This is a genomic window from Endozoicomonas sp. SESOKO3, from assembly GCF_024606255.1.
Genome location: NZ_JAHHPR010000529.1, coordinates 1 through 19,252 on the forward strand (window position 1 = coordinate 1; position 19,252 = coordinate 19,252).

Consider the following 19,252-nt stretch of genomic DNA (forward strand, 5'->3'; position numbering starts at 1 on the left):
TAGACCAATTTATTGCAACCGTAGTAGGACAGCCTTAAGTCCGACAGGCTGCTAGTCATTTGACCCACACTGCTGGCAAGAAACTATATAGTTCAGCTACGGTATTTTCGCCATTCATTGGCAGGCGTTAACTGTCGTGCTATATGAGTCAGGAGCAATTTTTGTCTGGAACGATCAAAGGTGTTTTTGGACGTAGACGGTCATAAAAGTCGGAAGGGGGCTTTTGTTAAATCGCCCGGGCAAGAGGCCCGGGCGAAGAGAAAAGTCAGTCCAGATTGAATGTCATCCAACCGTTTCGCCAAGCTTTCAAAACAACTATCTGTCAATTAAACAAGGTGCGCAAATAATCCAAAGGAGCATAAAACTTCTTCCATTGGTTACGGGCTGTTTCGGTGAAACTTTCTTCAAGTGAGAAACCATAGATGTCATAGTTTGAAACGCCATTGATCAGAGCGAGAGCCAATGCAGGAGCCAGAGTAATAGCAACGTTTCTTAATAAATGATTTGAGTCCAGGTTTGAGTTTTGTATTGTCAGAAGTTTCATGACTCCGGCGCCGACTATGAGCCCGGACATAGCTCCAGCATTGATTTTGTCTTTAAGTTGGGATGAAGATTCAAATTTGGGTAGCGATAAAGACAGAGTGCTAACTGCGGCTATGAACAAGAGTCGGTCAAAGGCGGTTCCAGCGGCTATGGCTCCGGCTGTGGCTCCGGCTATTGATCCGGCTATGACTCCGGCTCCGGCTAAGTTTGCTGCTGTTCTTTCTGGCTCGAAGGCATGACTATCGCCTGAATTAGAGGGTGGTAAAGAGAATAATGAAGTTAAAGCCTGTGTTACTGAAGCAGATATCACGTAAGCAAAGATGGCTTCTACTCGAGAAGAGCCCTTGGCAATAAACTCGTTATGAACTATTGTCCCGACCATCATGCCAGCGATTGATTTCAACATAGTATATTCACTGTGAGCGTAATCTTCAGGATGGATTTCAGGTCTGTCATCATTCCTCAGAGCCTGTATGACAGAGGCTCCGGCTATCGTCCTGGCCACTATCTCGTGCGTAAAGTAAGCCATTGTTATTATGGGTGTAAAATAAGGATTGTCGTTATTGTGCGCTCTGTAGGCAATGAATCCTGTTCCAACAAATCGAAGCGGCTGAGCAAAAGGCCAGGGTCGTACATGTCCGGCCAAAGCAACCTCAGTAGAGGTAATAATGGATGCGAGTTGATTACAAAAAGAAGATTTGACCTCTTGTAAATTATTTCTTTCTATATCGGATAGGTCAAACCGACCCGTAAGGATAGATAGCGGCTCGTTTGATTTGCAGATGCCGTACCAGAATCCATAACTGATCACGGTAGAAACTGCCAGCCTGGAACTAATGCCTACCAGTTTCAGACCGTCTTCAACTAACGATGCATTATTGTAGTGGCTCAATAAGTTAAGTTGTTGTTCTTTCGATATGTCTGAATGGGCAACTGAACATATAAATATTAAGCATGAGAGTATCGTTATCGGTTTACCGGATATTTTCATTATTCGTGTCCTTAATCAGGGTAATTGATTTGCCAGAAGCAAATGAACAGCCAAACCTAATCTGCCTGAAGCAGCCTCTTTTTTTGATTGCATCCAGTATGAGATTGATGAGTGATAAATACTTTATAAGCGGCCTACCTTGGCTAACCTTTCCAGTTGGTAAAACCTGATAAGTATGATCAGGAACCTGCTATTCATTCACAGTCCTTCGGCCTTTTTATTTTCCGGGATAATGTATAGTTCAGGGATGGTATTTTCGCCATTCATTGGCAGAACACACAAAATTACCTGGATGATAAGTATTGAAGAGAAAGCCAGAAGCGGCTTTACGGTTTCTATCAGTTGGTTGGCGGAGCGTTCAAAGTAATTCAAACAGATGTAAAACCTGCTCATTGCGGGCAAATCTTTTTACACTATGCTGCCTGTCAAACAGGATGACAAAGTTGGTGTCATTGACTTCAATGACTTTACCCTCTCCGAAAATACTGTGTCTGAGTCTCCGGTTCACCTGCCAAGGTGCGTTTTCTGGCACTTCCCTGCGAAAGATGTTCTGTCGTGCTGATAGATAGGCCGGACTGCGTACTGAAGAGGCAGACTTGGAGCGATGCTTTTCTGCCAGTGAAGGAATTGTTTCAAGCCGTTTTGCCAGATTCGGCTTTATTGCCTGAAAGTATTGACGTGCCGCTCTGGTCAGACCAGTTTTTTTGAGTTGATTGACCAGTTCATCTTCAGAAGTCTGATTGAGTGACTGGCAAACGGATTTGACGTGGGGGATCTGCATTTCTTTTAGAAACAGGCTGATCTGCTGTGAGTCGTTATTCATCCAGCTGTTGGCTCTGGTGTTCAGGGATCCGTTGCCGGTAAAAAGATAGAGTTTTTCTCTGGCCCGGGTCATGGCGACGTAAAGTAGTCTCCTTTCAGCTTCCAGATCTTCACTGCTGCCCGGAGTCAGTTCATCCTCTCTTTTGAACGGCCAGTATTTTTGGGTCAGTCCCGGAATCAGAACGATGGGCCATTCCAGTCCCTTGGCCCGATGGCAGGAACTGATCACGATCTGTTCTGATTGGTCATAGGCATGCTGCCCGGAGTGTCTGGTTTGTTGATTCTGTCTGGATCTCAATTCGTCCAGGTGCAAACAGCTGTCACTGACGGTGAGGTTCATTTTTCTCAGGTAACTGAGAAAACCATCGATAGCCAGCAATTGCTCTTCCGTTCTCTGATCGTTGAGGCTCATGGATTGCAGACTTTCCCTGAGCTCCGTGCGTTGAATGTAGCGTTGCAGTACCGCAGTGGCAGATTCCTGATTCGATGTTTTTTCCAGTGATAGCAATATCTCAGCCCTGTCGTACAGTTTCTGGCGTTGATAATTATTGATGCCAGCGATTTTGCTGGCTGAAAGGCCCAATTCTTTCCCCCAAAGTTGATTGTGCTCTTGAAGGTTGGCGGAAAGTTGCTTTACCAGAGCCGCTTTTATGCCCAAATGAGGTAGGGTAAACAGCAAAGACAATACCTCATATCGAGCGGCAGAGTTTAAGTGCTGCAAATCACCAGAGGCTATTCTCAGGGCAGCGATCAAGGCTGATATTTCAGGACGGTCAAACAGGTAAGGGCCTTCACATTGGTAGGGTAGACCGCTTGCCAACAACCTCAGTTCCAATGGCACCGATTGTGCCCAGACTCTTAAAAGCACAGCTATCTGCGACCCGGAGCCGGAAATATGCTGTTGAATGGTTGCCAATACCCGCTCTGTATCTTCGCCAGCTCCCTGTGAGATTGAGATGCTTGAATCCGGGTTGTCCGGGTGAGCAATACAGATCACACCTTTTCTGTTTTTGTTACGACTGATCAGGTGGCTGGCTGCCATGGCGATCTCGTGGCCATAGCGAAAGGTATGAGGCAGAGTCAACTCGTGAACGGCATCGGTGCGGGCATAATCCGCTTCGAAGTGCCGGAGAATATTCTGAATATTGGCCCCGGCAAATTCATAGATGGTTTGATCGGGGTCGCCTACGGCAATCACTTTGGCTCTGTCTCCAGCGATGATGCGTGTCAACCTGTGTTGCAAGGTTGAAGTGTCCTGGTATTCATCCACTATAATTCGATCTATTTTGTTGGTGATGCGGGGGATGATTTCCGGGTTGGCTTCTATCAAACATACTGTGTCGTACAGCATATCCATAAAGGTTATTCTGCGATGCTGGTGGCGCCATTGCTCAAAGGTTTCAAAAAGTTCCACCAGAAATTGAAAATGATCGGGATAGTCTGCCCGCATCAGGACTGTGGAAGGCTTGTCCAAACTGGCCTTAACGTTATCGATAAAACCGGCAGCCACTTCAATGTATCGGGCGCTGTCTGCTTTGATCCTGTCCTGAAGCACGTCAGGTGCTAATGCCAGCAAAAGCTCACGGACTTTCAGCTCAATCTCTTTCTCTGTCAGGGGGCGATGATTGTAGGACGATCTCAACCCCCACTCTTCGAGCGACTTCAAAAGTCTCAGGCCCGTTGAGTGATAGGTTCGGACTTTTGGAAGAACCGGCCACTGTCGGCATCGTCTGCGGAGCTTGTCGGTAAAGTCCAGCTGGGCTGACTTGTTGAACATCATAACCACGATGCGTCGAGGGGAAACACCCTGGTTCAGTAACTCATTAATGAGAAAGGCCAGGGTAGTGGTCTTACCTGAACCGGCTACTGCTATACAAAGGGCATGTCCATTTACATGCTCAGTTACCCTCTGTTGAGAGCCGGTCAGTTCCATACAATCAATGCGCCAGTGTTAATCTATCAGACGAGGCAATCATAGTACCAAAGAATGGTCCCGGGGGCGTAGACTCATACGAATTTTATCGAACAGAACAGACGAACAGTGGGTATTTGAAAATGGAAAGGCGCTTCCGCCCTGCCACCATTTGCGACAAACGGTAGTATTTCCTCCGAGCCAGATGGGACCGTTAAATTAATGTTGACAATTTGTCCGTTGTCTTGTCTGTAGTCGTGACTGACGGCACACGAGCCCGGGTTTGGATCGCAGTTGTAAAAGAAGCCAGGCCTGAAATGGGTGGGTGCAACGCAACCCGGTCCTGTGCAGTTACCTGAAAAGGCGGAGAGATCATGATTGGGTGCACCGCCTCGAATGAAGTTATCTTTAATTACACCAACGAATAACCATCAGCCAAAGATTTTAGTCAGAGAGTACTTTTGTAGCAATTTTTTAGGTTGCTTGGGTCGAGGGCGGGCTGACCTTTAGCAAGAGTAGTCGTTATTTTGATAAGTGCGGGAAGGTCAAAGAAACGCTTATCATCCTTGCTGATACCTGAGGCGAATTTTAGATAGGGTTTGTCATTATTATGTTTTTATTCGGTAATTACTTTCTACTAAAGCCAATAAATATATAAGTATAATGCCCCGAGACTCTGTTTAAAGGTGATCATCCCCATGCAACACATGCTTATAAGCCTGGTAGGAATCGCAGTCCTGCTGGGTATTGCAATACTGCTTTCGGACAATCGTAAAGCAATAAAATTGCGAACGGTGGGTGGTGCCTTTGCCATTCAGGCAGGTATCGGCGCATTTGTTCTGTATATCCCCGCCGGACAATACATTCTGGAAGCTATTACCAACGGCGTAAATGCTGTTATGGGATATGCTAATAATGGTATTGGTTTTCTCTTTGGCGAACTGGCCAGCTTCAAACTGGGCTTTATATTCTTTGTCCATGTTCTCTCAGTCATTATCTTTTTTGCGGCTCTGGTAGCGGTGCTCTATCACCTTGGTATCATGCAGCTTGTCATCAAACTACTTGGCGGTGCTCTGCGCAAATTACTCGGCACCAGTCGCACAGAATCACTGTCTGCTGCTGCTAACGTTTTTGTTGGCCAGACTGAAGCACCTCTGCTGGTTCGTCCTTTCATCAGCCGCATGACTCAGTCCGAACTCTTTGCCGTTATGGTGGGTGGTTTGGCTTCCGTTGCCGGTGCGGTCATGGTGGGCTATGCCAGTATGGGGGTTGAGCTTAAGTACCTGATTGCTGCCAGTTTTATGGCAGCTCCGGGTGGCCTGTTGATGGCAAAAATTATCAAGCCTGAAACCGAGAGACCTTATGATGATATAGACGACATTGAGCAGCAGAACGCTGAAGATAAGCCAGCTAACATTTTCGATGCGGCTGCTTCGGGTGCTGCCAGTGGGCTCAAACTGGCTGCCATGATCGGTGCTATGTTACTGGCTTTCATCTCCCTGATTGCCATGCTCAACGGTTTGCTGGGCTGGGCTGGTGGTTGGTTCGGTTATCCGGACCTGACTATCGAGCTGATCCTGGGTTATGCATTCTCTCCTCTGGCTTACCTGATCGGTGTACCTTGGTCTGAAGCTCTGACTGCGGGCAGCTTCCTGGGTCAAAAAATGATCGTTAACGAGTTTGTTGCTTTCAGTAGTTTGGCAAACTATGTCGATGCTGAAGCAGCAGCGAAAGCCGGTGTTGCCTTGTTGTCTGATCGTTCCCAGGCGATTCTGACCTTTGCTTTGTGTGGTTTCGCTAACATTTCATCCATTGCTATTTTGCTGGGTGGTCTGGGCTCCATGGCACCTAACCGTCGTCATGACATCGCTCGTTTTGGTTTGAAAGCGGTTGTAGCTGGTACACTTTCAAACCTCATGAGTGCTACTATTGCGGGTCTGTTTCTGACGCTGGCCGTTTAAAGCGCGTTGCCGGATGGGTCGGAAATGACCGGCTCGTCCAATGCTTCCTGTCTGATTTCGCTATTTTTTCCATATTCCCCTTATACAGATCCTTGGTCTTTAACCTGCAGGACTGGATCAAAATGAAATGATCATCATTCATTAATTGACTTTTTTTTAGACAGCACTTGTCGTAGAGTAATAGGCCGGTTTGTTCTGTTTCAGTTTGGAGAAAGCTGTAAACAGATTCAAAGAGTTTGCCCACCATCTGCCTGATAAAGAATGCTAAATGGTAGTGGAATGATGGTTGAAGGCTTTATCCAATCCTTTTAACCGGGGGTTTCATGCAGGAACGAGGGCGAGTTGCCTCCTGGGGTATCATTATTGTGGTGCTCCTGATTCATTTAGCCATGGCACCCGGAGTGTCGCTGGGTGTCGATGAAGCTCACTATGCACTTTATGCCCTGTATCCGGCCCTCAGTTATTTTGATCACCCGCCTATGGTGGGTTGGTTACAGACCTTGATAGCCCCTCTGGGTTACGATGAATTTACAGTAAGGCTTGTCCCTGCGATTCTTTATGCGTTGAGCAGTTATCTGGTGTTTAGACTCAGCGGGATTCTCTTTCCTGATGGCCCAGCCTGGGTGGGGCTGGTTGCCGTCTTTCTGATCAATACGGCACCTATGCTGCAACTGATGGGGTGGGGGCTGGTGCCCGATCTGCCTCTGATGGTCTTTGGTCTTTTGTCTCTGGAACTGATTTACCGTATCCATAATCAAAATCGTTTGCTGTATTGGCTGGGTCTGGGCATCGTTTACGGGCTGGCAGGGTTGAGTAAATACACTGCGATATTCCTGCCCCTGGGCATGACCCTGTTCATGATTCAGTATCAGGGACTGAGTTGGCTTCGACAGGCCGGTCCATGGTTGGCCGCCCTGATAGCACTGATATTGATCTCTCCCGTATTAGTCTGGAATGCTGACAACGATTGGGCTTCTCTGGCTTATCAGTTTGATCGTGGTGTCGGAGTTGAGGAGTGGTCTTTGAAAGATGCACTGGTCATGCAGTTAGCACAAATGTTTCTTTATTCCATTCTGGCTTATGTGGCCGCCATAGCCGCTGCTTTTTCACTGATCAGGAAACGAATCCCGGAGGAGGACAGGGCATCCTGCTGGCTGATTGTCTGGAGTGCTTTTCCGGTACTGGTTGTTATTGGCTGGTCTGCCGGTGATGGTACTGTGTTGCCTAACTGGCCAGCCCTTGGCTGGACACTACTGGCGCCTTTGTCGGCCTACTGGATCTGCCTTGGCTGGTCCCATTGGTGGTTGAAGAGTCTGGCTGTTTTTTCCTCCTTCCTGTCAATTGGACTGATTGTCTTCGTGTTCTTCTTTCTGGCATTTATGCCTCTTTCTACTTTCCCTTTCATGGCATCAGCCATTAAGGATCTGGTGGGCTGGAAAGCGGCAGCTGAACAGGCACAGCTATTGAGGCAGAAGTGGCAGGAAGAAGAGGGGGTGGAACCGGTTCTGATGGTGGATAATTGGACTAAGGCCAGTCGTATAGCCTGGTACGCCTATCCAGAGCCCGTTCAAGTGTTGGCCGACCGTTTAACCCAGTTTGATTTCTGGCATGGTAAACCAGAAGCCGATAGTTATGGTCTGCTGGTGCGGGACAAGCAATCAGTTCCTGGGAATGATCATCTTGAAATACAGAACTTTTCGTGCAGTCTGGTCGATGAAACAGAGTCCGGAGTTGATACTGTTACGGTTAATCGATTCCAGTTTTACCAGTGTAAACCGGCTCATTGAGTAGTTTTTTACAGGAAATCCTATCGATGGTTTATTGATGGTTTTTTTTGAAACTTTCTATCTTTGCATCCGTCCATACTCCTTTAGTTTCACATTGGGTTCATATCTGTTTTTTATACGGTCTTTGCATATTCTACTGTCTGTAGTAACTTGGTTTTTACTGTTAAACATTTTTCATCTATTCAGGGTGAATCATCATTTTTATTACTGAGAGCTGTTTTCATAGGGTATTGAGGTTATATAAGGAATGTCCGATTTGCTCGGAGTAGGTTCTGGCCGGTCTCGCTCAACAATATATAAAGCCAGTTGCTTTCTGCTGCCCTTTGTGGCTGTGTTCTCAGTGACTCCGCTTAATCATTCAGTTTTTTATCATATTAATGAATGGGGTTCTGAATCACCCACTGCTATTTTCTGGGTGTTATTAACCAACCTTGGAGATGGCTTTTTCCTCTTTCCCCTGGCCATGTTGTTGTTCTACAAAATGCCCGATAAACAGCTGGCTATTATTTTCACCATGCTAGTGGGTGATCTCTTGCTGAGTGGTGGTAAGGCTCTTCTTTCCTCTTTACGTCCTGTCGGCGAGCTGGGGCTTGAAGCCGTGAATGTCCTGGGGCCTGTACTAAAAACAGATACTATGCCTTCAGGGCATAGCGGTACGGTTTTTCTTTTAGTTGGGCTTGCGTTTCTTTATTTAAAATCACGCATTCAATATCTGATTCTTTTGGTTGCAGCCTTTTCTGCATTATCACGCGTTGTTGTAGGGGCGCATTGGCCGTTTGATATTTTTCTGGGTGCCTGGGTGGGTATTCTGGCTGCAGTAATAGGGGATTTTCTGGCCAGTAAACTGAAATCGGGCTTTAAGAGTCGTGTAGTCTTTATCCTGTTGGGTCTGTTGTGTGTGGTCGTACTGCCGCTATACGACAATGGTTTTCGCTCCTACAAAGTGATTATGTATTTACAGTTTGTACTTGCGCTGCTGGCTCTTGTCTTGTCCGTTCACTGTTTGCGCTCTCTTTATCAGGACGAGCTGGCAGTTCGCATGAAGCAATCCGGAACCCTATTCAATAAACTGTTTCTGTTGGGGCAGAGACTGACCAAGTTCGGTATGGTAGGAGCCAGTGGATTCCTGGTGGATATGAGTGTTTACACCCTGTTAGGCCAGTGGCTGGGAGTTCCTCACCTGATGGCCAGAGGAGGTTCCTATTGGGTCGCTGCCAGTTGGAACTGGTTTTGGAATCGTAACTTTACCTATTCCCATGTCCCCAAGGAGAAAAAACTGAAGCAATGGAGTAAGTATCTGGCTATGTGTGTGGTCAGTTTTATTCCCAACTGGGGTACCTATTATTTATTAACGAGCTTTGTGCCTTTCTTTTTGGAATACAAACAGTTGGCGCTCGTGTCTGGTGTTTTGGCAGGCATGCTATTTAATTTCACCATAGCAACGGTATTTGTATTTGCAGGACGAAAGTCCAATGTAGCTAAGGGAGCCAACTTGTGAAAGTAGATACTATGCGATGGGTTGATCACTATGTAGGTGTCCCGCTCTGCTTGCTTTTGAAACTGGCTTTCTGGCCTTTTGACTGGATTCGCAAGGGGCAAGAAACAGTTTCCAGCAATGTACTGTTTATTGAATTGTCTGAAATGGGCAGTGCCATTCTGGCTGACCCCTCCATGCGCTGGTTGAAAGGGCAGGGCAAAACCTTACATTTTGTCATTTTTGAGAAAAATGCAGTCAGCCTGCATTTATTAAATACCGTTGACCGGGACAATATTTGCCTGATTAAACCAGATAACCTTTTCAGTCTGGCACTCAGTAGCCTTAAATTCCTGATCTGGTGTCGAAAAAAGAAGATTGATACGGTTATTGATCTGGAGTTGTTCTCCCGTTTTACAGCCATCCTTACCCGTCTCAGCGGTGCCGGCAACCGGACAGGTTTTGATCGGGTTCACGAAGAGGGGCTTTACCGGGGTAATCACTTAACTCATCCGGTGATGTACAACCCTCACCGTCATATTTCCAGAAACTTTATGACTCTGGTAAAGGCTTCTCAAAATGCACCGCATCAGCCTTATCAAAAAGATGGATTTGACGAGACTATTGAACTGGCCAGAGCGGAAGTGAACAGTGACCTGAGGTCATCGGTCGTCACTAAGCTGAAATCTCTTTACAGTGACTTTAAGCCCGGTATCCAGCGTCTGGTATTGGTGAACCCGAATGCCAGTGACCTGCTCCCCCAAAGACGATGGATGAAAGATCGTTATGTGGATGTTATTCAGAGCTTGCTGGCTGAATACTCCGACATTCTGGTGGTGATTACCGGTGCTCCGGCAGAGCGTCCGGAAGCTGAAATGCTCAGACAGCAGGTTAATCATGAGCGCTGTCTCAACACTGCCGGAGCTTTTGAGTTCAGGGAACTGGTCCCCCTTTACTCGATCTCTGAACTGATGTTGTCCAATGATTCAGGCCCTCCCCATTTTGCATCCGTCACAGAACTGAAAACTTTTGTGATATTTGGGCCAGAAACGCCTGCACTTTATGGTGCCCTCGGGAATTCAACGCCCATCTATGCCGGATTGCCCTGTTCGCCCTGTGTCAGTGCCGGGAATCACAGGAAGACCAGCTGCGTAGATAACCAGTGCCTGAAAGTGATTGAGTCCGGGCAGGTATTGGATGCATTGAGGCCAGCCCTGGATACCGGTCTGATCGTAAAAGCAGATTAGAGGTCAGGGTTGTGAAGAAAGGGTTTCCTAATTACAACCGGTCATTACCAGAGCATGTGTTACACTGAATTTTAATAAAGTATTTTTTCGATTATCAACGAGAGTTCAAGGATGAACCTGACAACAAGGATCCTTCGTTCACGCAAGGAAAAGCGTTATTCTCAACAAGTTTTGGCTGATATGATCGGTGTCTCCCGGAGTGCTCTGGCTCAGTGGGAAACTGAAATGAGCAGCCCCAGTCTTGAAAACCTCCGAAAAATGGCCGAACTACTGGAAGTGTCGTTTGAATGGTTGGCGACGGGCAGGGGGAACCAATACCTGACTTCACCCGCCGATACCATTTGCGACACCCAAGTCGATGATGAAATCATACGTAACCTGAACAGAATGAACCTGAAGAAAAAGCGAGCCATTCTCAATGTTATGAGAGCCATGGGATGATCGGCATCATAGGCACGTATGCTGGCACCTCAATTATTAGAGGTGAGTGATGAAAAAGCTAATTTTATTGCCGATTTTTGCCGTTGCAGATACCGGCGCACATGCCAAAGTAACATTAGAAGGCTCGTTGGGCGTCTTAAATGGAGAGGCAACCGAATTAGTGTATTTCGGCGCTGAGAAAGTCAGTCAACTCGATTGGAAAACTGACAATGCGCCTGTTATTAAGCTAGGTGCAATTTGGGATTTAAACGCAAGCTGGACATTTACTGCAAACTACTGGATGACCTTAACTGATGGCGATGGCCATATGACAGATAGAGACTGGGACTGGGAATCAGGAATATCGGAACCATCTCACATATCAAAACACCCTGATACAAAAACAACCAAAGCCTTCACAATAGATCTGAGTGCTTCTTATTGGTTGCTTTCGCAAAGTCACTATAAAGTGGGTGTTACTGGCGGCCTGTTAAGTCAAAAAACACAGTATGAGGCACGAGGAGGCTCATACAATTACGGTTTCGGTCAATATGTCGGCACTTTTCCTGATGACACTCTTATCATTTCATACGAGCAAAAATTTTCAACATTGTATCTGGGATTGGGCGGAAACTACAGACGCGGAAAATCTGAGTTTGGTGCTCAAGTAAAATGGAGTCCCCTGGTTAAAGCGGATGACTTCGACACGCACCATCTTAGAAACACTACTTTTAAAAGCGAAGGTGATGGCAATTCAACTTACACTTTTTTATCACTTAATTATGCCTATCATTTAAATCCGGTAATGAAGATTTATGGTGAATATGCTTACACAAAATTTTCTGAGAAAAACATGAATGTGACGATCAATGATGGTTTGGATACATACTATGTTGAGGATGCAGGAGGAGCAGCCAGCGAAAGTTCAGTAATATCCATTGGGCTTAAATACAGTTTCTGATCAATTTAATACATTATTGCTTGATATAAGTGCTGAAAAGCGTCTTTCTAACGACTGTGAATCAAACAATTACTTTTACTGCAATGAAAGACTCACTGAAGACCGGTCAGGACAAAAGCCTTGTTGGCTTTGTCCTGACCGGTCTTCAGTGTTTTTTGATCATGGCGGTTTGGGTGATGATCCGGCAGACAGCTTTGAGTCGTCTGCCTATTTCACCACTTCACGCAGTTTGTTGCCGGGTTTGAATTGAGGCAGTTTGCAGGCGGGTATATGAATTTCCTGGCCCGTTTGCGGGTTCCTTCCCTTGCGTGCCGCTCGATCCACCACTGAAAAAGTTCCAAATCCTATCAGTTGCACGATATCTCCCTTTGCCAGGGTATCCTGGGTATTTTGAATGAAGGCATTGACGGCCTGCTCTGCCTTGTTCTTTGAAAGGTTGGATTGTTCCGCGACCTTTTCAACAAGTTCTTTCTTGTTCATAGCGCGTCTCGACAATGGTTACCTGTGGGTGAGAAAGAATACCCAACCGGAGGAAACTCAGGATGGGCGACGGGCATTCCTGGTATCAGGCGTACTCAGGAAGAAGGATAGAGTTCATATTGCTGACCCTCATAGTTCACAATCAAAAGTCGTTGATGCGCTGGATCCAGAAGGTTGATGGCGTAAGCCTGCCCATCGCTGGACTCGCAATCGCAATGGCTGTCACTGGCATCATGATTAAGACGGAACAATACCTGATCAATCAGATCCTCATTGACTGCTTGTTTCCTGGTACAGAGCAGGGTAGCCAGTCTCTGTAAACCGGCAGGCAATGTATGTTTTCCGCTCAATAACTGGTTGAGATCAATGGTGTTATGCCGGGGGGCATAACTGGCAATTTTGCCTTCCTCAACTGCATGAAAGTATACCTGCTCTTCAGTTAGAGAGGACTCTTCAGTGAGGGGCTGAAAGGCCGGATTACATTTAACGGCTCTGCCGTCCGGTAACTGATCGTCACTCAGTACCTTTTCTGCTGAAAGCTTACGATTCAGTCTGATAGAGAAAACAGGCTGGTTACTGGTGTCAGAGTTTTCAACCCCATGTGTTGTCAGGAGAGTGTCGCTGGGGGTTGATATTGAATCTTCGTTGGTCATCAGTTTCCTCAGCAAATTCAATCCGGCGTTATTAAAAAAAACTGGAAACCGTTTAGTCAGGAATCCAAACCAATGGATTCCGGTTTTGGTCATAAACTGTCTATTCTCACTCAGGCTCATACACCTGAGGCTACCCTCAGAACAGCATGACGGACTCTGATGATCGGTTTTAGCATAAATCCAGAACCGACTTTTTCCCTGTGGGAATAACGACATTGCTCTGTATTTCCGGAATAATCGTTAACGGTTTGTTGGAAGTGCCCAGATCGCTTTTTTCCGGTCTGACCCGAACAATATAGAAGCTCTCGCCGTTTTCGTCCTGAATCCTGTTGGAACTGATGTGTTTCAGAGTGCCCTTGAGGCTGCCGTAAAGAGTCGTGATGATGAGGTGTTGGGGAGGTTTGGTGGGTTATGGCTACTTTCTGTATACCTGAATGGAATGACAGAAAGTAGCATTCAGGAACGGGTTCTGTTTCGGTCAGACTTCCAGCTCACGCTCCAGCGGTAGCATGTGGTGTCTGGATTGAACGGCAAGCAGATCACAGTCGATATTGCTGGCCAACTTTTCAGCGGTATTGCCCAGAGTAAGTCCACTGAGCCCTGAGCGGGCATTCGTACCCATGATCAACAGTGATGTCGCCAGCTCACGGGTCAGATCCGGAATCATGGTTTCGGCCGGTGCAGGCACCAGATGAATAGAACCCTCAGTAATACCGTAATCTTTGGCAAAATGCTGACAGTTCTTCAGGTAACGGTCCTCGTTGGTCTGGCCATCTCCTTTGTCAGACATTGCCAGCATGATAGTGGGGTAGGCAGAAGCCAGATGCAGGTCAGCCTCAAAATAGTCTGTGACTGCCCTGGCGTTTTCCATGATAGCCGTATTCAGCTGCTGATGGTCGGCGTCTCCGGGATCGGCCTTAATGGCCGCAAGCATAGATTGATTTTCCCATGGGCGGTCATGACGAACCAGCAGGACAGGAACTCTGCTTTTTCTTAGCAATGCCCAGTCTGTGGGCGTTGAGAAAGGTTTTTCCATAAAGCTTTCCTGCCGGAAATCCTTGACCACCAGATGACTTCGTTCCAACTGTCTGACATGGACAATGGTGTCGAGAAGGTTATTTCTCCATAATTGCTGGCTGGCGACCTCTATACCTTCAGTTTCGACATGTTTGGTGAGGGCGGTGAGTACCTCAGCAGACGTTGCGTCAGGTTTGGGGTTCGGAGCCAGAATATGCAGGCTGCAGTGGGCTGCCCTGGCCAGCTGGGTGGCTCGATTGAGTGCGACATGACGGGCTTTGCGAGTATCAACAATAACCAGTATTCGTTGTATTCCTTGCATGGCCTGCTCCTCTATACCTTAAGGATTTCAATAACCCTGAGGGGGTCTCAGCTCTAATTGTTTTTATAGACTAATGGCATCGTACTGAATAGCCGAATGGGAGAAAATGATCTGCACCAATACCATTAACATATTAATGAAATACTAAAAAGTCCTTGCCATCAGTGGCAAGGAACCCATGACAGCATTCAGCTTTAAAGGTAAGGTAGTGCCGAAATTTTAACCTTCGTCCAGACTTAACCGGGGCCGTTTAGTGAGACTTGGTTGTTTGGAGCCTTTTTTTAGAGACCCGGAAATTTAGAGACATAGAAATAATGAGTGACCAGAGCCTGGCCGTATGCTTTCCTGAGCTGTATGCCTTTTTACCCTGTGTAACGCCGGATGAATGGATTGCAGAGGCCCTGAAACATCAGGATATTCTGTTAACCGATCATGCTAATTGTGAAAAAAAGGCGGCCTCCACGGCGTTGAACCTGATGTACCGCTACACAGAGCATTTTGATTTGCTCAACAAAATGTCCCGTCTGGCCCGTGAGGAGCTGAGGCATTTTGAACAGGTTCTGGCCATTATCAAAAAACGGGGTATCCCCTACAAACCGCTGTCTGCTTCCCGTTATGCCGGCGCACTTAGAAAGCACGTCAGAACCTGGGAGCCTGCTCGAATGGTGGATACCCTGATTATTGGTGCCTACATCGAAGCCCGCTCCTGTGAGCGATTCCACAAGCTGGCCCCTTATCTTGATGATGAGCTAAAGAAGTTTTACCTGTCACTGCTTAAGTCGGAAGGCCGCCATTTTAAAGATTACCTGACTCTGGCAGAAAGTATTTCTGATGAATCCATAGAAGAACGGGTGGCTTTTTTTGCAGGGGTAGAACGGGAAGCCATTGAGTCCGCAGATGAAGAGTTCCGTTTTCACAGTGGTGTCCCGGTCACCGCCTGAAGGATTTGACTCGTCAGCAATTAGCTGACGATCTGATGTGGATCTGACTGTATTTCGAAAGCGTCCATCTTCAGCCCGGATTCATTAGAGGTTAATACCCAGCCCTGTCGGTCCCAATCGCCCAGAACAATCCGTTTGCCGGTTCCTGAAGTCAGCGCAACTTCATGGGTGTTCGGACGGTGGGTATGACCATGGATCAGCGTTTTGACCTGATACTTTTCCATTAGCCGAACCACTTCCTTTGGAGCGACATCCATGATGGCCAGAGATTTCGTGGATTTGGCTTTTTTACTGTTGCTGCGTAATTTTTGAGCCAGTTTTTTTCGGTAACTCCGCGGAGTCAGGCGAAGGATGCCCAGAACCAGGGGGTTACGGATCACCTTCCGATAGCGAAGGTATTGCTGGTCACCCGTGCAGAGCAGGTCCCCGTGCATCAGAAGAACCGTCTCGCCATTCAGGTCAATGACGCAGGGATCATTGAGCCAGGTGGCTCCGGTCATTCTCAGGAAATCCTTGCCAATAGCAAAGTCTCTATTGCCTGCCATCAGAAACAATGGTTTGCCAGAATCTGTGTAGGCTCTGAGCTGATGAGCTATGTCATGATGAAAGGGTTCCATAGCGTCATCGCCTACCCAGTACTCAAAGAAATCGCCCAGAATGTAAAGTGCGTCAGATTGGGAGGCCTGTTCCTGCATGAAAGAAGAGAACGCCCGGACAATGTCCGGGCGTTCGGGTGTCAAATGCAAATCAGAAATGAACTTTATGTTCATTCGCAGGGCTTCCTATTCCACGACCGCAGATTCAATCACCACGTCATCAACAGGAACATCCTGATGACCGGCACGGAAGGTGGTTTTAGTCGCCTTTATTTTGTTCACAATATCCATGCCTTCAGTGACCTGACCAAATACGCAGTAGCCCCAACCATCCGGTGTCTTGGAGGTGTGGTTAAGGAAATGGTTGTCAGAGACATTGATAAAGAATTGCGATGAGGCTGAATGAGGATCCATCGTTCTGGCCATGGCAATGGTACCTACGGCGTTTTTCAGGCCATTATCCGCTTCGTTTTCGATAGCTGCCTGAGTGTCTTTCTGAACCATACCCGGTTCAAAACCACCGCCCTGGATCATAAAACCATCAATGACCCTGTGAAAGATGGTGCCGTCAAAGTGGCCGCTCTTTACATATTCCAGAAAGTTAGCCACGGTCTTGGGGGCTTTTTCGGCGTCCAGTTCCAGTTTGATGTCGCCAAAATTGGTATGCAGTATAACCATAGGGTTACCGTAATCTCTGTTCTGATGGTTCGCGATCGGAAAACTTGCAATTCTAGGTCTTTATGATGCTTGTGTAAAAGTCCTGAGTGGAATAAACAGCGTTGAGCGACTGAATCAGGTAGGGTGATACAGTGGGCACTATTCCGGAAACCTCAAGCCAAAAGCCGGTCTGACCTGTACCCTTTGCCGGGAAAATGTTAGTCTCAGCTGTTGACTGAACAGCCATGAGTGATGGAGAAATCCATGATCACTTTGGGTGGCAAAAGGTTTTTTTACGTTAAAATAATGCATTCCCTCCAGAGCATGAACAGGTCAGATCCAAAAGGATCTGATGTTTTTCGGGCTTCTATGTTTGAGAGGGCTTTCTCTTCCAAGACGCTGGTTGCAATGAGCACAACAGACACTTCATCCAACAAACCATCAAAATCGGGTAACTTCCTGGAACAGATCATTGAAAAAGATCTGGCCGCTGGTGTAGTTCAATCGGTCCAGACCCGATTCCCACCAGAGCCCAACGGCTTTTTGCATATAGGTCATGCTACTTCTATCTGTCTGAACTTTGGACTGGCTGAGCAATTCAATGGTCAATGTAACCTGAGGTTTGATGACACGAATCCCGAGAAAGAGGAGCAGATGTATGTCGATGCCATTCAGGAAGATGTTCGCTGGCTGGGTTTCAGTTGGAGCGGAGATGTACGCTACGCTTCCAGCTACTTTGATCAGTTCTATGAGTGGGCCCTCTACCTGATCAAAGAAGGCCTTGCTTATGTGGATCATCAGGATGCAGAGTCCATGGCTAAAAATCGGGGTGACTTTAATAACCCCGGTGTTGAAACCGAATGCCGCAGGCGCTCTGTGGAAGAGAACCTGACAGAGTTTGAAAAGATGCGTGCCGGTGAGTACGAAGAAGGTCAGTGCAGCCTGAGGGCGAAGATTGACCTGCAAAACCCCAACATGAACATGCGTGATCCGATCCTTTATCGCATCCGCAAAGTTCCCCACCACCAGACTGGTGATAAATGGTGTATCTATCCAAGCTATGACTTTGCCCATGGCCAGGAAGATGCCATTGAAGGAGTGACACACTCGATCTGTACCCTGGAATTTCAGGACCATCGTCCGTTGTATGACTGGTTTATTGAAAACCTGCCGGTACCCTCAAGGCCGAAACAGTACGAGTTTGCCAGAACTAACCTGAACTACACCGTCACCAGCAAACGTAAACTGAAGCGGCTGGTGGACGAAGGTATAGTGGAAGGCTGGGACGATCCCCGTATGCCCACTGTGTCCGGTATGCGTCGCCGTGGTTACACACCGGCTTCTATTCGCAAGTTCTCCGATATGGTGGGCGTCAGTCGTTCCGATGGTATTGCTGATGTTTCCATGCTGGAACATGCGATTCGCGACGACCTGAACAACAATGCAGCTCGCGCTATGGCCGTTCTGAACCCACTGAAAGTCCTGATTACCAACCTGCCTGAAGGTGAGTTACAGGAAATGACAGCAGCGGTACACCCAAACAAGCCTGAATTGGGTGAGCGTCACCTGCCGTTTACACACGAATTGTATATTGATCGCGCTGACTTTACTGAAGACACCACATTGTCACGCAAGAAGTTCAAGCGTCTGGTGTCTGGTGAATATGTCCGTCTGCGCAGTGCTTATGTCATCAAGTCAGACGAAGTGATCAAAGACGAGCAGGGCGAAATCACAGAGATTCACTGCAGCTATGTACCCGGTACTGTGGGTGAAAATCCTCCTGAAGGCATTAAGCCTCGCGGTGTCATTCACTGGGTGTCAGCGACCCACGGCAAGCAGGCAGAGATCCGTAAGTACGATCGACTGTTTAATCACCCTGCTCCTGACAAGGGTGAGGAAGACTTTATGGCCCATGTGAATCCGTCTTCTCTGGAAGTCGTGACAGGCTGGGTAGAACCCTCTCTGGTGGAAGCCAAACCGGAACAGGGCTTTCAGTTTGAGAGAGAAGGATACTTTGTCGCCGATCGACGAGAGCACTGTGCTGAAAAGCCAGTATTCAATATGACGATTGGTCTCAAGGATACCTGGGCCAGCAAAGTCTGAATTAGTGGAATCAAGCTCTCCTTGTCAGCCTCCATTATCAGGAGAGCAACGAGGAGAGCATATAGCCTGAATCATCGGGCTACAGGACAAATAACGTGTTGCAGATATACAACTCACTGACCCGCACCAAAGAAGCCTTTAAACCGCTGGATGAAAATCATGTGCGGATGTACGTCTGTGGTATGACAGTTTATGACCTGTGCCATATTGGTCATGCCAGAACGGTTACGGCTTTTGATGTGGTCTCTCGTTACCTGAGAGCCAAAGGTTACAACCTGACTTATATTCGCAATATCACCGATATTGACGATAAGATTATTCGTCGCTCTATTGAAAATGGTGAAACCATTGATGTACTGACGGAT

At 47.2% G+C, this 19,252-nt stretch carries 15 protein-coding genes and 1 pseudogene; 9 read left to right on the top strand and 7 right to left on the bottom strand.

Annotation, left to right across the window (positions count from 1 at the left end):
* Positions 1 to 322: 322 nt before the first annotated feature.
* Both KDK18_RS09070 and KDK18_RS09075 read right to left on the bottom strand, forming a co-directional pair.
* Complete coding sequence (locus KDK18_RS09070) at positions 323 to 1,435, bottom strand: hypothetical protein (RefSeq protein WP_257254582.1); 1,113 nt, start codon at positions 1,433 to 1,435, stop codon at positions 323 to 325.
* A 457-nt stretch (positions 1,436 to 1,892) separates the two neighbouring features.
* Positions 1,893 to 4,289 carry an ATP-dependent helicase gene (locus KDK18_RS09075; RefSeq protein WP_257254583.1) on the bottom strand — a complete coding sequence of 799 codons (2,397 nt, stop codon included), beginning with the start codon at positions 4,287 to 4,289 and terminating at the stop codon, positions 1,893 to 1,895.
* A gap of 677 nt (positions 4,290 to 4,966) precedes the next feature.
* Between KDK18_RS09075 and KDK18_RS09080 the strand changes: the two genes are divergently transcribed.
* The 6 genes from KDK18_RS09080 (at position 4,967) to KDK18_RS09105 (ending at position 12,118) form a co-directional block, all read left to right on the top strand.
* Positions 4,967 to 6,229 carry a NupC/NupG family nucleoside CNT transporter gene (locus KDK18_RS09080; protein WP_257254584.1) on the top strand — a complete coding sequence of 421 codons (1,263 nt, stop codon included), beginning with the start codon at positions 4,967 to 4,969 and terminating at the stop codon, positions 6,227 to 6,229.
* A gap of 323 nt (positions 6,230 to 6,552) precedes the next feature.
* Positions 6,553 to 8,016 carry a glycosyltransferase family 39 protein gene (locus KDK18_RS09085; RefSeq protein ID WP_257254585.1) on the top strand — a complete coding sequence of 488 codons (1,464 nt, stop codon included), beginning with the start codon at positions 6,553 to 6,555 and terminating at the stop codon, positions 8,014 to 8,016.
* Between the two features lie 247 nt (positions 8,017 to 8,263).
* Positions 8,264 to 9,514 (top strand): GtrA family protein, encoded by a 1,251-nt coding sequence (locus KDK18_RS09090; RefSeq protein WP_257254586.1) that lies wholly within the window; start codon positions 8,264 to 8,266, stop codon positions 9,512 to 9,514.
* Positions 9,511 to 10,737 (top strand): glycosyltransferase family 9 protein, encoded by a 1,227-nt coding sequence (locus tag KDK18_RS09095; protein WP_257254587.1) that lies wholly within the window; start codon positions 9,511 to 9,513, stop codon positions 10,735 to 10,737. The genes KDK18_RS09090 and KDK18_RS09095 overlap by 4 nt, the downstream gene beginning before the upstream one ends.
* Positions 10,738 to 10,848: 111 nt before the next feature.
* A complete protein-coding gene (locus tag KDK18_RS09100; protein WP_257254588.1) occupies positions 10,849 to 11,178 on the top strand; it encodes a helix-turn-helix domain-containing protein in 330 nt (109 codons plus the stop codon).
* A gap of 49 nt (positions 11,179 to 11,227) precedes the next feature.
* Positions 11,228 to 12,118 (top strand): omptin family outer membrane protease, encoded by an 891-nt coding sequence (locus tag KDK18_RS09105; RefSeq protein ID WP_257254589.1) that lies wholly within the window; start codon positions 11,228 to 11,230, stop codon positions 12,116 to 12,118.
* A 207-nt stretch (positions 12,119 to 12,325) separates the two neighbouring features.
* Here the strand turns inward: KDK18_RS09105 and KDK18_RS09110 are convergent, their stop codons facing one another.
* The 3 genes from KDK18_RS09110 to KDK18_RS09120 all read right to left on the bottom strand — a co-directional run bounded on the left by KDK18_RS09110 (position 12,326) and on the right by KDK18_RS09120 (position 14,590).
* Positions 12,326 to 12,598 carry an HU family DNA-binding protein gene (locus tag KDK18_RS09110; protein ID WP_257254590.1) on the bottom strand — a complete coding sequence of 91 codons (273 nt, stop codon included), beginning with the start codon at positions 12,596 to 12,598 and terminating at the stop codon, positions 12,326 to 12,328.
* A gap of 95 nt (positions 12,599 to 12,693) precedes the next feature.
* Entirely contained in the window at positions 12,694 to 13,266 is a 573-nt protein-coding gene (locus tag KDK18_RS09115) for a hypothetical protein (RefSeq protein WP_257254591.1), read from the bottom strand.
* Between the two features lie 463 nt (positions 13,267 to 13,729).
* Entirely contained in the window at positions 13,730 to 14,590 is an 861-nt protein-coding gene (locus tag KDK18_RS09120) for a universal stress protein (RefSeq protein WP_257254592.1), read from the bottom strand.
* A 314-nt stretch (positions 14,591 to 14,904) separates the two neighbouring features.
* Here KDK18_RS09120 and KDK18_RS09125 point away from each other — a divergent pair, with 314 nt between their 5' ends.
* On the top strand, positions 14,905 to 15,531 hold the full coding sequence (locus KDK18_RS09125) for a tRNA-(ms[2]io[6]A)-hydroxylase (RefSeq protein ID WP_257254593.1): 627 nt from the start codon (positions 14,905 to 14,907) through the stop codon (positions 15,529 to 15,531).
* Between the two features lie 20 nt (positions 15,532 to 15,551).
* Here the strand turns inward: KDK18_RS09125 and KDK18_RS09130 are convergent, their stop codons facing one another.
* Entirely contained in the window at positions 15,552 to 16,301 is a 750-nt protein-coding gene (locus KDK18_RS09130; protein ID WP_257254594.1) for a UDP-2,3-diacylglucosamine diphosphatase, read from the bottom strand.
* A gap of 12 nt (positions 16,302 to 16,313) precedes the next feature.
* Complete coding sequence (locus tag KDK18_RS09135) at positions 16,314 to 16,805, bottom strand: peptidylprolyl isomerase (RefSeq protein ID WP_257254595.1); 492 nt, start codon at positions 16,803 to 16,805, stop codon at positions 16,314 to 16,316.
* 387 nt (positions 16,806 to 17,192) lie between these two features.
* Here KDK18_RS09135 and KDK18_RS09140 point away from each other — a divergent pair, with 387 nt between their 5' ends.
* Together KDK18_RS09140 and KDK18_RS09145 are read left to right on the top strand one after the other, a co-directional pair.
* Positions 17,193 to 18,887 carry a glutamine--tRNA ligase/YqeY domain fusion protein gene (locus tag KDK18_RS09140; protein ID WP_257254596.1) on the top strand — a complete coding sequence of 565 codons (1,695 nt, stop codon included), beginning with the start codon at positions 17,193 to 17,195 and terminating at the stop codon, positions 18,885 to 18,887.
* Between the two features lie 98 nt (positions 18,888 to 18,985).
* Positions 18,986 to 19,252: pseudogene (locus KDK18_RS09145) on the top strand (cysteine--tRNA ligase); the annotation flags it as partial.